At 43.2% G+C, this 13,863-nt stretch carries 15 protein-coding genes and 1 other annotated feature; of the genes, 14 read left to right on the top strand and 1 reads right to left on the bottom strand.

The genetic code is table 11. The annotated features are described in order from the left end of the window. Positions 1-9 precede the first annotated feature (9 nt). A complete protein-coding gene (locus RH061_RS16470; protein ID WP_311071804.1) occupies positions 10-933 on the bottom strand; it encodes a Na/Pi symporter in 924 nt (307 codons plus the stop codon). Between the two features lie 210 nt (positions 934-1,143). Between RH061_RS16470 and rpsU the strand changes: the two genes are divergently transcribed. The 14 genes from rpsU to recO all read left to right on the top strand — a co-directional run bounded on the left by rpsU (position 1,144) and on the right by recO (position 13,553). After that, positions 1,144-1,317, top strand: a complete 174-nt coding sequence (rpsU, locus tag RH061_RS16465) for a 30S ribosomal protein S21 (RefSeq protein WP_015595024.1) — start codon at positions 1,144-1,146, stop codon at positions 1,315-1,317. Positions 1,318-1,333: 16 nt separating this feature from the next. Beyond that, positions 1,334-1,780: a GatB/YqeY domain-containing protein gene (locus RH061_RS16460; RefSeq protein ID WP_214704579.1), complete on the top strand. Its 447-nt coding sequence runs from the start codon at positions 1,334-1,336 to the stop codon at positions 1,778-1,780. Between the two features lie 213 nt (positions 1,781-1,993). Then, entirely contained in the window at positions 1,994-3,331 is a 1,338-nt protein-coding gene (locus RH061_RS16455) for an NfeD family protein (protein ID WP_396654812.1), read from the top strand. 153 nt (positions 3,332-3,484) lie between these two features. After that, entirely contained in the window at positions 3,485-4,480 is a 996-nt protein-coding gene (floA, locus tag RH061_RS16450; RefSeq protein ID WP_311071769.1) for a flotillin-like protein FloA, read from the top strand. 34 nt (positions 4,481-4,514) lie between these two features. Continuing rightward, positions 4,515-5,087 carry a hypothetical protein gene (locus RH061_RS16445; protein ID WP_311071768.1) on the top strand — a complete coding sequence of 191 codons (573 nt, stop codon included), beginning with the start codon at positions 4,515-4,517 and terminating at the stop codon, positions 5,085-5,087. Positions 5,088-5,203: 116 nt separating this feature from the next. Further along, positions 5,204-5,488 carry a sporulation protein YqfC gene (gene yqfC / locus RH061_RS16440; protein ID WP_167831603.1) on the top strand — a complete coding sequence of 95 codons (285 nt, stop codon included), beginning with the start codon at positions 5,204-5,206 and terminating at the stop codon, positions 5,486-5,488. 15 nt (positions 5,489-5,503) lie between these two features. Continuing rightward, positions 5,504-6,742, top strand: a complete 1,239-nt coding sequence (gene yqfD, locus RH061_RS16435) for a sporulation protein YqfD (RefSeq protein WP_311071765.1) — start codon at positions 5,504-5,506, stop codon at positions 6,740-6,742. Continuing rightward, complete coding sequence (locus RH061_RS16430) at positions 6,693-7,652, top strand: PhoH family protein (RefSeq protein WP_311071763.1); 960 nt, start codon at positions 6,693-6,695, stop codon at positions 7,650-7,652. Before yqfD ends, RH061_RS16430 begins: the two co-directional genes overlap by 50 nt. Positions 7,653-8,235: 583 nt before the next feature. Further along, positions 8,236-10,419 carry an HD family phosphohydrolase gene (locus RH061_RS16425; RefSeq protein ID WP_311071761.1) on the top strand — a complete coding sequence of 728 codons (2,184 nt, stop codon included), beginning with the start codon at positions 8,236-8,238 and terminating at the stop codon, positions 10,417-10,419. Then, positions 10,416-10,886 carry an rRNA maturation RNase YbeY gene (gene ybeY / locus RH061_RS16420; protein WP_311071759.1) on the top strand — a complete coding sequence of 157 codons (471 nt, stop codon included), beginning with the start codon at positions 10,416-10,418 and terminating at the stop codon, positions 10,884-10,886. The genes RH061_RS16425 and ybeY overlap by 4 nt, the downstream gene beginning before the upstream one ends. Continuing rightward, complete coding sequence (locus RH061_RS16415; RefSeq protein WP_311071757.1) at positions 10,876-11,253, top strand: diacylglycerol kinase family protein; 378 nt, start codon at positions 10,876-10,878, stop codon at positions 11,251-11,253. The genes ybeY and RH061_RS16415 overlap by 11 nt, the downstream gene beginning before the upstream one ends. 272 nt (positions 11,254-11,525) lie before the next feature. Further along, a complete protein-coding gene (gene era, locus RH061_RS16410; protein WP_311071755.1) occupies positions 11,526-12,455 on the top strand; it encodes a GTPase Era in 930 nt (309 codons plus the stop codon). Between the two features lie 170 nt (positions 12,456-12,625). Next, a complete protein-coding gene (locus tag RH061_RS16405) occupies positions 12,626-12,769 on the top strand; it encodes a YqzL family protein (RefSeq protein WP_311071753.1) in 144 nt (47 codons plus the stop codon). Between the two features lie 31 nt (positions 12,770-12,800). Beyond that, positions 12,801-13,553, top strand: a complete 753-nt coding sequence (gene recO / locus RH061_RS16400; RefSeq protein WP_311071751.1) for a DNA repair protein RecO — start codon at positions 12,801-12,803, stop codon at positions 13,551-13,553. A gap of 110 nt (positions 13,554-13,663) precedes the next feature. Next, positions 13,664-13,834: a binding site (T-box leader), on the top strand. The last annotated feature ends 29 nt before the right edge of the window (positions 13,835-13,863 follow it).

Here is a 13,863-nt window from a genome sequence, read left to right as displayed (position 1 = left end):
ATCTAAGTTTTAGACCCTTCCATGGAAGAATTCAATCATCCTGCCGAATTTCTCGGCAACAGGAAGTACGAGCAAGGAAGCGATTATATTGTAAATGACACTGACATGCGCAAGTTGGACTTCTGGTCTTGTGGCAGTCAAGGCAGCCAAAGAGGCTATTTGGTCAATGAATGGATAGAAGACTGCCGCCCCAGCGACATTCAGCCATACATGGGCCAATGCTGTAAGCCTGGCCTCTTTTCCTGCTCCAATCGACGCCAGCATGGCGGTAATGCATGTTCCTATATTGGCACCAAGCATAGCGGCTATTGCTGAATCCATGCTTAGAGTCCCTTCAGACAGAAATCCCATGATGATTCCAGTCATTGCGGTACTGGACTGGATCAGGGCTGTTACAGCCATGCCTGTAAATATGCTTATTAAATGGCTGTTGTTGAGGTTGGCGAGGGCAAGCTCAACAATTGGAAGGCTAGTGACAGGGTCAGCTAGGAAAGTGAAGCCTTGCATTGCTGCAAAAACAGCTGCAATCCCAAATGAAATGGCTCCAATGTTCTGCCAGGTTTTATTTTTCATTACCATTAAAATAGCGCCGATGACAGCAAAAGGCACGATAAATGCGTCGATATTGAAGGTGATGATTTCAAGGGTGAAGGTTGTCCCGATATTCGATCCAAGAATGATACCGATTGAATTCGAGAACTTCAGCAGGCCTGCAGAAATTAGGCCGATCGTGATGACCATGACAGCCGAACTGCTGTGCAGAAGGGCTGTAACGATGGTTCCGGCAATCAACCCTTTTAATGGGGTATCGGTCATGTGGGCCAGCCAGTTCTTCATTCTGCTTGCGGATAAATCGAATAAGCCTTTTCGAAGCAATGTCATCCCGCCGATGAAAACGGCAAGGAATAATAGGAAAAATAATAGATAGACCATCGGACTCCCCCTCCCATTTATATGTATGAAAAGGAGGACAGGACATGCTAATAAAATTTGCTGACAGTATGTTATCGTGCAAAAGTACATATTCTAAAAACAAGGGCTAAATACAGTTGACCTCCTGCCAGTGTTATATTATAATTGCAAGGTACATGGTTTCCATGTGTTTTGGTGTTAGTGTGTTGTGCTCGGAGGGAGGGAAAGAGAATGTCTAAAACTGTCGTTCGTAAAAACGAATCGCTTGAAGATGCTCTTCGACGCTTCAAACGTACTGTATCTAAATCAGGTACTATCCAAGAAGCTAGAAAGCGCGAATTCTACGAAAAACCTAGTGTAAAGCGTAAGAAGAAGTCTGAAGCTGCTAGAAAACGCAAGTTCTAAGAGAGGGTGGAATAACTTGAGCCTGCTCGAGCGTTTAAATAATGATATGAAACAAGCGATGAAGAACAAAGAAAAGGACAGACTCACGACGATTCGGATGGTCAAAGCGTCCCTGCAAAACGAAGCAATCAAGTTCGGCAAGCAGGAATTATCCGAAGAAGAAGAGTTAACTGTACTTTCTCGTGAAGTGAAACAACGCAAAGATTCCCTCCAGGAATTTGAAAAAGCTGGTCGTCAAGACCTCGTTGAAAAGATACAAACAGAACTAAAGCATGTCGAAGTTTACATGCCACAGCAGCTTAGCGAAGAAGAAGTGACGGAAATCGTCAAAGAAGCTATCGCGGAGACCGGTGCGGCATCGAAAGCCGATATGGGTAGAGTAATGGCTGTCCTTATGCCTAAAGTAAAAGGTAAAGCAGACGGATCTCTCGTTAATAAACTTGTACAACAACACCTTTCATAAAAAGCTCGAAGGCCGCAGGATATTCTTGCGGCCTTTTTAGCGCATAATAAAAGATGTCCTGTCACGAAGCTTTATGGTATGTTGATTTATATACATATAGTTATTTGAAAAAAGTGAACATGAAATAGTCTTCAATAATAATTTCATAATCTGCAAAAATTCAATGAAACTTTTTGTGGTTCAACTGCGTATTACCACTATGGCCTTATTTTAATGAATGGAGGTGGCGAATTGAATATAAAATCAGTGATTGCGGGCATCATCATCCTCTTGTCACTGGCCAGCTGGATCAATCCGTTCACTGCAGATGCTGATCAAAAAGTAGTCTATGTGGTGCCGATTGAAGAAACAGTCGAAAAGGGCCTGCTTGCCTTCCTGGAAAGAGCGGTGGAGGAAGCGGAAGAGGCTGGTGCGGAAGCAATCATTTTTGATGTAAATACACCTGGCGGGGCGGTAGACGCAGCCGGAGGCATCGGTAAGCTGCTGACGGGCACTGATTTGAAAACTGTGGCCTTCGTCAATAAGCAGGCATTATCAGCAGGTGCCTATATCTCCCTGAATACCGATGAGATTTATATGGTTCCCGGATCTACAATGGGATCAGCTGCAATCATCGACCAGCAAGGCAATACTGCTGGAAAGAAAGCGGAGTCATACTGGTTTGCTGCCATGAAGGCGGCAGCTGTTGAAGGTGGAAGGGATCCGATATATGCCCAGGCAATGGCTGATGACAGCATCGATCTTCCGGAACTAGGGGCAGGCAAAGGAAAGCTCCTGACACTTACGGCAGATCAGGCACTTGAAGTCGGGTATTCGGAAGGAACGGTTAAAAACCTCAATGAGTTATTGGGAAAACTGGGTTATGAGGATGCCGAAATCAGGAATGTGAATGAGACGTTCGCGGAAAAACTGGCGAGATTCATCACGCATCCTGTTGTGATTCCGATCCTGATGACAGTCGGAAGCCTTGGTTTGGTTCTGGAGCTGTATTCTCCTGGATTTGGACTGCCGGGTATAGCAGGTTTATCAGCACTGCTATTATTCTTCTACGGGCATATGGTAGCTGGCCTCGCTGGTTTTGAGACATTGATACTATTCGTACTTGGCCTTGGCCTCATCTTGCTTGAGTTCTTCATACCAGGTGGAATAGCTGGAGTTATTGGCTTACTAGCTATCATCGCGAGCTTTTTTATGGCATCGGATAATGTGATTCATATGGGGATATCATTACTGATCGCATTGACTGCGTCCATCGTTTTATCTATTCTGATGATAAGGGTGTTTGGAAAAAAGATGAAATTTTTCAAAAGAATCATACTGACAGATTCAACAAGCACTGAAAAAGGTTATGTATCAAATAAAAATCGCCTGGAATTGATAGGTGTCGAAGGTATCACATTGACTCCCCTCAGGCCATCTGGAACGATCATTGTTGAGGATGAACGCATAGATGCAGTCAGTGAGGGTGGCTTTATAGCAAATGGGAAGAGAGTCAGGATTGTGAAAACCGAAGGCTCGAGGATTGTGGTTAGAGAAATTGAAGATATCTAGTTTGTTCTTTCATTATACTCTGTTCATTGAGGTAATCTTACCGCAACGAATCGATGAAGCAACAAGTAGAGATAAAAACCAGAGGTCTTTGAATTGAACTAGTGAAAGTAGAAGATTCAAGGACCGAGGAATATCATTTAGGAGGCAGTTCATATGGAAGCAGGTACAGCATTTGTTTTAGTTGCCATTGCACTTGGGATCATTTTCCTTGGTGTTTTACTGACATTCGTACCGGTAATGCTATGGATTTCAGCATTAGCAGCAGGTGTCAGGGTCAGCATTTTCACGCTGATTGGTATGAGGTTGAGAAGGGTTATTCCAAGCAGGGTCATCAATCCGATGATCAAGGCGCACAAGGCAGGTTTGAATGTGACAACGAACCAGCTTGAAAGCCACTATCTTGCAGGAGGTAATGTTGACAGGGTAGTAAACGCCCTGATTGCAGCGCACCGTGCGAATATTGAGCTTTCATTCGAAAGAGCCGCAGCGATTGACCTTGCTGGCCGTGATGTACTGGAAGCAGTGCAAATGAGTGTAAATCCAAAGGTAATTGAAACACCATTCATCGCTGGTGTGGCCATGGATGGAATCGAAGTAAAGGCTAAAGCCAGGATTACAGTAAGAGCGAACATCGACCGCCTTGTCGGGGGTGCTGGTGAAGAGACAATCGTGGCCCGTGTAGGCGAGGGGATCGTATCGACGATCGGTTCTTCTGACAACCATAAAAAAGTGTTGGAAAATCCGGATATGATTTCGCAAACAGTTCTTTCCAAAGGACTGGATGCAGGTACGGCTTTTGAAATTCTATCGATTGATATTGCGGATGTTGATATCGGCAAGAATATTGGTGCAGAGCTTCAGACAGAACAGGCAGAAGCAGACAAGAAGATTGCCCAGGCAAAAGCCGAAGAGCGCCGCGCTATGGCCGTAGCTCAGGAACAGGAAATGAAAGCGCGCGTCGAGGAAATGAGAGCGAAGGTCGTCGAGGCCGAAGCAACTGTCCCATTGGCAATGGCGGAAGCACTGCGTGAAGGCAATATTGGTGTAATGGACTATATGAATATCCAGAACATCGAAGCAGACACAGATATGAGAGGCTCCATTGGCAAGCTATCAAACAATAAAAAAGATGACAAAAATAATAATTGATGCGAGAACCCGGTAAAAGAAAGGGGGGCTCCAGATGGAATTTTTATTTGAAATATTGAGTAACCCAATAGCCCTGTTTGTTCTAATCGGCGTAATCTCCAGTCTGTTCAATCAAAAGAAGGACGATGGCAAAGGGCCACAGCGCCGACCTGTGAGGCCTCCTGGTCCAATGCAGCACCCTGGACCATTGAGGCAGCCAGCTCCTGCTCCTGCCAGGAGGCAGCCGGCAGAGGCAAGGGTTGAGCCTGCTCCTGCAATCGAAAAGGATTATGATCCTCGTCAGGATCCTCACAGGGAAACAGAGCAAAGCCGGGAATCTGCAAAGCGCAATTCTGGTGAAACTGGTGTTGAAATCATGAATGATCTCCAGCAGGTTTATCTAGAGAGAAAGCTACAGGCAGAGGCTCTTACCAATAAAGAGAGATCAAGTAAAGGCAGGATGTCTGCTGGTGAATCATCGGGCAGATTGAAGCAAAAGAGAGAACAACAAGAACATGAAGGGATCCTCCAGCCAGACAAAGATACCCTGGTAGAGGGTATAGTATGGGCCGAAGTCCTGGGGAAACCAAGGGCAAAAAGGCCATACAAGCCTTTAAGGAGAAATTAGGCAAAGATTCGCCCTCCTGCTCTTGTTTTGTAAGAATGCATATCCATAAAGTTAAAAATGGTGCTAGAACCTCCTTTTTTCTCATACATATGAGATGAAAGGGGGTTCTTTTTTTTATGGCAAAAAAATGGGGCCAGTATGTACGCAAATGGATGACACAAAAGATGGATCTTCCTCAAGATGTCATGATGGATCTCCCTAGAATCACGATGATTGGGCAAGTCCATATTTATATAGAGAATCACCGGGGTCTGCTTGCGTTTTCGGATGGAGAGGTGCGCTTGATGATCAAAGGGGGCCAGCTTCTCGTCAAGGGAAAAGCATTTGTGATCAAGACAATATTGCCTGAGGAAATCTTGCTCGAAGGGAAAATAGATCAGGTTATTTATATAAATGATTGATTGAGGGGGAGCACAATGAAAAACCAATGGATTCATAGCTTTTCTGGCACAGTAAAAGTGAAATTGACCGGAAAGGGCATAGAAAGATTCTTGAATCAGCTGACACGAAATGGTGTTTCGATATGGAATGTAAAAAAACATGGATCAGAGGCTGTCACCTTTTATGTCAATCTTCAGGATGTGAAAAAACTCAGGATACCGGCAAGGGACAGCAACTGTAAAATCAGGTTTTTAGAAAGGGCAGGGGGCCCTTTCTTTTTAAAGAAATTATGGACAAACAGTGGTTTTTTGGCCGGGGCATTCTTATTTTTAGCTTTAATGATACTTCTGTCCAACATGGTTTGGGGCATTGAGATAAAAGGAGCGAGCCCCGCGACAGAACACCAGATTCGCAAGGAACTGGACAGGATGGGGATTGGCGTCGGCAAATTGCAGTTTTCCCTAGATAGTGTGGAGAGCATCCAGAAGGAGCTCACAGATAAAGTAGGGGCCCTTACGTGGATTGGTGTGGAGCTGAAAGGGACGACCTACCATTTTCAGGCGGTAGAAAAGAGTGAGCCGAAAAAAGCAGAAGTCGCAGGACCAAGGCACCTGGTAGCAAAACGTAAGGCAGCCATCTACAAGATCTTCGTCGAAAAAGGGGAACCAGTTGTTGAAGTGAATGATTATGTTATGCCTGGACAGCTTCTTGTTTCCGGTCTCTATGGGAAAGAGGATGATTTGAAAGTAGTTGCGGCCGAAGGCAAAATTCTTGGTGAGACATGGTATACAACCAAGGTGGAATTGCCGTTGAAGAGCACGTTTCAGGTTTATAACGGTAATGAAAAAAAGAAATATTCGCTTATCGTGGCTGGCAAAGGTTTGCCTTTATGGGGATTCGGAAAACCTGAGTTCAGTGAATATGAAACAGAAGTGAATGAACAGCCAGTGAAATTTTTCAAGTGGGAACTCCCTATAAAGGTTGAAAAAAAGACCCTCAGGGAGCGGGAGCAGGTGACACGCGTCTATTCGAGGAAAGAAGCAATCGAAAGTGCAAAAGATTTAGCGAGAAAGGATATAAAAAACTACCTTCCTGAAAATGCTATCATTAAAGGGGAAAAAATTTTACATCAGTCAATTGAGAATGATAAAGTAAAGCTAACAACACATTTTACGATCATTGAAGATATAGCAGTAGGACAACCAATTATCAAGGAGACTGAGAATGACAGAAGACTTAAAAACGATGGAAATACAACTGGCGAACCCAACTGAAGCCATATCATTATTTGGCAATGCAGATATGAACCTTAAACTGATTGAACAGGAACTAGGTGTCTCGATTGTGACCAGGGGAGAATCAGTAGGCATCTCCGGACCTGAGGACAAGGTGGAGATGGCTCAGGATGTTTTGGATAATCTGCTTGCTGTCATCCGCAAAGGGATCAGTATCAGCCAGAGAGAAACTGTATACGCGATTCAAATGGCTGAAAAGGGTACCCTGGAATATTTCAGGGATTTATATGATGAAGAAATCAGTAAGAATGTTAAGGGTAAATCGATCAGGGTCAAGACTCTTGGCCAAAGGCATTACGTGAATGCGATCAAAAGCCGCGATTTGGTCTTTGGCATTGGCCCAGCTGGTACTGGTAAGACGTATCTAGCGGTGGTAATGGCAGTCACAGCACTTAAAAATGGTTCAGTGTCCAAAATCATCCTGACCAGACCGGCAGTAGAAGCAGGAGAAAGCCTTGGATTCCTTCCTGGAGACTTAAAGGAGAAGGTGGACCCATATCTTCGCCCATTATATGATGCCCTTCACGATATTCTTGGTACGGAACACACATTGCGCTTGATAGAAAGAGGGACAATTGAAATTGCACCCCTTGCCTATATGAGAGGCCGAACACTTGATGATGCATTTGTGATCCTGGACGAGGCGCAGAATACGACTCAAGCCCAGATGAAGATGTTTTTGACTCGATTGGGATTTGGGTCTAAAATGATCATTACTGGGGATACCTCACAGATTGATTTGCCAAAGGGTGCTAAATCAGGTCTGGTTGAAGCAGAAAAAGTGCTGATGAATGTCTCTGGAATTTCCTTTGTTCATCTTGAACAGGCTGATGTAGTACGACATCCACTTGTCGGCAAGATCATCGAGGCATATGGTAAAAACGAATAAACAACTCAGTCCGCTCTTGATAAAACGAGGGCGGACTTTTGCTATTATTGTGGATGAAACTGTTTGAGAACTGATATTGACAGACGTAATCTCAAATAGTGGTGAAAATTCCCGGGAAAACTGATATGATGGAACATAAAGTTAGTATATTTCCCAGTTATTCTCAAACTTGTTCCAATTTTTTTGACAATAACTATTTTAGAAAGTCTATATTTCGCATTGAGAAGTGTCTAGGTAAGGTCAAGGAATGTCCTCGTTTGTCGGGGCTGCCCAAGGCGCTTGCGCTTTTCGCTTTATAATTGTATAAACTTTTGAACTAAGACTAGTGTCTAGCTCCAGCGCCTAGCCCCTCGAGTCGCTTGTCTAGTTTCGCCTCCTAGAAACTCCGAAACTTCAACTCCGCCGGCAGAAGCCAAAAGCGCTTCTTTGTCGGAGTCTCCAGTTTCTGCGTTTCTGGGCAGTCGGCTACACATTTCGATTTCGGTCCTGTTAATGAAGTCAAAGAACGACTTCACTGTCAGGCCCTCCAGCGCTTGTCGGGTCTGGTCAAGGCGCTTACGCTTTTCTTATAGGAGGGCTGTAAATGGAAAAGCTGCAGGTCCAGTTAACTGCCATATTGAATTTGTTGAATATAAAGATTTTCCGGGTTTTGTTATTTTTGCTGATTGGTATTGTGATGTATTCAACGATGTATAGCAATGTAAAACCTGAAAAGCTTAATTTGGAGTTATTCTCTGTGGCGGAGAAAACCATCCGGTCGCCTATCACTATTGAGGATAAGGAAAGCACGGAAGCGAACCGCAGGGAAGCTGTCGAGAAAGTCAATGATGTTTACAGAGTCAAAAGTGAATATGCTCAGAACAGGGTTGATTTAGTCACTTCCATTTTCGGTTCGGTTTCAGAAGTCAATAATGAAGTGCAGGAAGAGATCGACCAGAAGAAGAAAACAGCTGAAGAAGCGGATGTGGAAGATGCTCCTGCTCCTGAAGGTCCTTCGAATGAAGAAAAACTGGCAATGTTAAAAACGAAGTTGACCGAGAATGAAACTAAAAGCTTATCAGACGAAGTTTTCATTGCTTTGCTTCAAGCACCGAAGGAAGAATTGCTGGTTGCCAAGGACCTTACGGTTACGGCGATTAATAATACGATGAAGCACAGCGTTCCCGCTGATGAGGTGGAGAATGCGAAGTTAAATGTTGAGGAAGAATTGAAGTATACAAGTTTAAGCAGCAGTTTAAAGAAAGCTGTTATTGAGCTCGGACGCTATGCAGTCGTCCAGAATGAGTTCTACGATCCAGAAGCAACCGAGGACCAGCGCCAGCAGGCTATGGACAGTGTTGAACCTGTCAGGATCCTCGAAGGGCAAATTCTTGTCGACGAAGGGCAGCTCATCAGCAGGGATGTCTATAAAAAGCTTCAGCTAGTGGGCCTGTTAGAAAGTGAGAACTCCTATAAGCCTTTCATCGGGCTAGCTATGCTTGTAGCTTTGATCCTTTTTTCCTTGTTTGTCATCTTTAACGAAATGGAAAACGGGGATAAAAAGCAGAAGAATCTTTTGATTTTCAGCATCATATTCATTACCTCGATTTTGTTGATGAAGCTGGTCAGCCTTTTCGATGAATTTGAATACTCGGAGATTGGCTATCTTTTCCCGGCGGCAATGGGAGCAATGCTGATCAAGATGCTGATCAATGAAAGACTGGCGTTGTTTCAAATGGCTATCCTGGCTGTTACAGGGTCGATCATCTTTAATGAAGGAATAACTGGAACGCTGAATGTTACCATCGGGATTTATATTTTGATCAGCGGTCTGGCAGCCATTTTATTCCTGCAAAAACAGAATCGCCGTTCAAAAATCCTGCAGGCGGGGATTTTTGTATCTCTGGTTAACCTGGTTGTGATCATTTCAATTCTGTTTTTAAGGAACAGCCAGTATTCTGGTCTGGAATACGGTTTTTATTTTATTGCTGCATTTGTGTCCGGAATTGTTTCAGCTGTATTGACAATCGGTTTGCTGCCATTTTTCGAAGCAGGATTTGGCATTTTATCAACATTAAGGCTGATTGAACTTTCCAATCCAAACCACCCGCTTTTAAGAAAAATTCTCACAGAAGCTCCAGGTACTTATCATCACAGTGTAATGGTGGCTAATTTATCCGAGGCGGCGTGTGAAGCGATCGGAGCTAATGGGCTTCTGGCAAGGGTAGGATGCTATTATCATGACATCGGGAAAACGAAACGCCCGCAATTCTTTATTGAAAACCAGATTAATATGGATAATCCACACGACAAATTGCCGGCGTTGACAAGCAAAAACATTATAATCGCCCATGCTACCGACGGAGCTGAGATGCTGCGAAAGCACCGGATGCCTAAAGAGATCATTGATATCGCAGAACAGCACCACGGTACAACATTATTAAAATTCTTTTATCATAAGGCAAAGCAAGGCGGGCATGAGGTAAAAGAAGAGGATTTCCGTTATCCAGGGCCCAAGCCGCAAACAAAAGAGTCTGCGGTCATCGGGATTGCGGATAGTGTTGAGGCTGCCGTGAGATCGATGGCGCACCCGACACATGAGCAGATTGAAACGCTAGTGCATAATATTATTGGGGACCGGCTGCAGGATGGCCAGCTGGGTGAATGTGATATCACTTTGAAGGAACTGGATACCGTCGCTGAGACACTTTGTGAAACACTAAAGGGAATCTTCCATTCGAGAATTGAATATCCAGAAATGAATAAGCAGAAGGTGAAGCAGGCATGAGTTTAGAAATCGATTTTTTGGATGAAGTAAATGAATTATCAGATCACGAAATAAATGAAATAGAAAAATTGTTGAACTATGCGGCAAGTCAGGAGAATGTCCAGGATGGCAGTGAACTTTCCATTACATTCGTATCGAATGAAAGAATTCAGGAAATAAATCGTGAATATCGTGACAAGGATCGTCCGACAGATGTCATTTCTTTTGCTCTCGAGGAAATGGGTGAAGGGGAATTGGAGATTGTGGGAGAGGATATTCCTAGGATCCTTGGTGACATCATTATTTCAATTCCAAAAGCAAGGGAACAGGCAGAAGAGTATAACCATTCCTTCATGAGGGAGCTTGGATTCCTTGCGGTACATGGGCTCCTGCATTTATTAGGCTATGACCATATGAATGAACAGGATGAAAAACAGATGTTCGACAGACAAAAAGAAATTCTGGATGGGTTTGGACTTGGCCGCTGATAAAAAGAGGAAGCATACACTTGCTTCCTCTTTCAAATTCGGTTTCGAGGGAATTGCGGCAGCTGCAGTGAAGGAGCGAAATGTCAAAATCCATATAGCTATTTCCGTTTTTGTCATTTTATCTGGGTTTGTTTTTTCCATCAGCAAGTACGAATGGATTGCCATTATTTTATCCATTGGCGGAATGATTTCGATGGAAATGATGAATACGGCAATTGAAAGAACCGTAGATATGTACACGAAAGAATACCACCCGCTAGCCAAGCAGGCAAAAGATATTGCCGCTGGTGCCGTCCTGGTTTTTGCGATTTCCAGTGTCATCATCGGATTCATTATTTTTCTGCCAAGATTATTAGCATGGTTTTAGCCAGTTGTCCGTTCAGGGCAACTTTTTTTGGCTGGGCAGCCTTAGAAAAACGGGATTAAAAAGGGAATTATCTTTAAAAGAGCTGGGCAGTTTTCTTACTCATGTTTGAACCAATTTGAAAACAGGGAAAAACTTAAGTAAAATATCATAACAGTGTAAAAACAATGCTTGTATGTTTTTAGAAAATTTAAAATTTTATATTTCATTTTTGCTACAAACGATGAAATCACACTGAAAATAAGTTAAAATAAAGTGGAGAAGGGAAATACAGTATGAATTTTAATAATCAAGGCAGTAACAACAAATCTCACAAATCAGGCTTCATTTCCATTATTGGAAGACCTAATGTAGGAAAGTCGACCTTTCTTAACAGGGTGATCGGGCAAAAGATTGCGATCATGAGCGATAAACCGCAAACGACCCGTAATAAGGTGCAGGGTGTCCTTACGCTTGATGATTCCCAGTTGATATTCATAGACACACCAGGGATCCATAAACCAAAACATCGTCTTGGCGATTTCATGATGAAGGTAGCGCAGAACACATTGAAAGAAGTCGACCTGGTATTGTTTATGGTCAATGCCCAGGAAGGATATGGACGTGGTGAAGAGTTTATCATCGAGAAACTTCAGAATGTAAAAACACCGGTATTCCTTGTCATCAATAAAATCGATAAGATCCACCCGGATGAGCTGATCAAACTAATTGAGTCCTACAATGAAAAATTTAACTTTGCTGAAATTGTTCCGATATCTGCTCTAGAAGGTAATAATGTCGAAAAGCTCCTGGAGCAAATCAAGGAGAGAATGCCGGAAGGTCCTCAGTTCTATCCCGCTGACCAGGTGACGGATCATCCTGAACGTTTCATTGTTTCTGAATTGATCAGGGAAAAAGCACTGCATTTGACAAGGGAAGAAATTCCACATTCGCTTGCTGTTGTAATTGAAAAGATGGAACGCCAGCCTGAAAAGGAAATGGTGCATGTCATGGCTACAATCATTGTAGAAAGGGATTCCCAGAAGGGCATCATCATTGGCAAGCAGGGCAGTATGCTGAAGGAAATCGGAAAAAGGGCACGTCATGATATCGAGAATCTGCTTGGTACGAAAGTATTTCTGGAATTGTGGGTAAAGGTGCAGAAGGATTGGAGAAACAAAGCGACACAGCTTCGTGACTTTGGATTCAGGGAAGATGAGTATTAAGCCTGTTTGGCGAATGCTCCCTCATTAACATATTAACGGGTTGCAAAAATTATTCATTAATAGGATTTACAATTTTTACGTGACATGAAAATCTGATTGACAGGCTATGATATTCATAAGGATTTGGGATAAATAAGTTGCTAGTGAAAAAACGAAAGGTGGGGTTTTCGATGTTGGATTTTACCTGGAAGGTGTTTTCTCAGACAGGTAACATTGACACATATCTTCTCTTTAAGGAATTAGAGAAAGACAATCATGAAATACCCGGTTATCAGGAGGAAGAACTAGCAGAAATTGATTTTCCAATCTCATAGGTTTGTCTGTAGTGATGGATGGTGACAAAAAATGCTGCAGAAATGTGAAGGCATTGTCATTAGAACGACAAATTATGGCGAGAACAATAAAATAGTTACCTTATATACAAGGGAATTTGGTAAAGTTGGTGTGATGGCAAGAGGGGCTAAAAAGCCTAATAGCAGGCTTTCTGCTGTCACCCAACTTTTTACTTACGGGCAGTTCCTTTTTCAGGCAAGTTCAGGCCTTGGCAGTCTTCAGCAGGGGGAAATGATTTCTTCAATGAGATCGATCAGAGAAGATATATTCCTTACCGCGCATGCCAGCTATATTGTCGATTTGACTGATAAAGTGACTGAAGAAAAGAGATCCAACCCTTTTCTGTTTGAATTGCTTCTCCAGACGCTGAACTTTATGAATGAAGGCTATGATATGGAGATTCTCACTTTTATTTATGAAATGAAAATGCTGAATGTCCAGGGGCTTTATCCCATCCTGGACAAGTGTGCAAATTGCGGCAATACAAAGGGTGAGTTCAATTTTTCAATCAGGGAAGGCGGTCTGTTGTGCCATCGCTGTTTTGAAATCGATCCGTACAGGATCAAGACCTCGCCAGGTACTGTGAGGCTGCTGCGCTTATTTTACTTGCTCGACTTAAGCCGCCTTGGCAATATATCGGTTAAGCCAGAGACGAAACTTGAGCTGAAAAAGGTTATTTCTGCTTATTACGATGAATATTCGGGACTTTACTTAAAAACAAGGAAATTCCTGGATCAAATGGATTCTTTCAGGGACCAACTGTAACTATTGACATTGCATTCTGTTTTCGCTATCATTCAAATCAAAGCTTTTCATATTTGCCGGTGGATAAGTGTAAAGCCATCGTGCAGGGAAAAGCGATCATCATAATTACATATGTTGCGGTGAAGGAAAAGAGTACTTAAATCCCTCTGTATTAGCGAGTCCGGGTATGGTGTGAGCCGGATTGCAGAAATTAAGGAAGGCGTTCCGGAGCGACATCAATTTAAAGAGGCTGCTCTTTGCAGCAAATAGGGTGGAACCGCGGGTAAACTCTCGTCCCTATGCATGAATTAGATGCATAGGGGGCGAGAGT

This window comes from Mesobacillus jeotgali, assembly GCF_031759225.1.
GTDB classification, from domain to species: domain Bacteria; phylum Bacillota; class Bacilli; order Bacillales; family Cytobacillaceae; genus Mesobacillus; species Mesobacillus jeotgali_B.
This window is presented reverse-complemented; position numbering and strand designations above follow the sequence as displayed.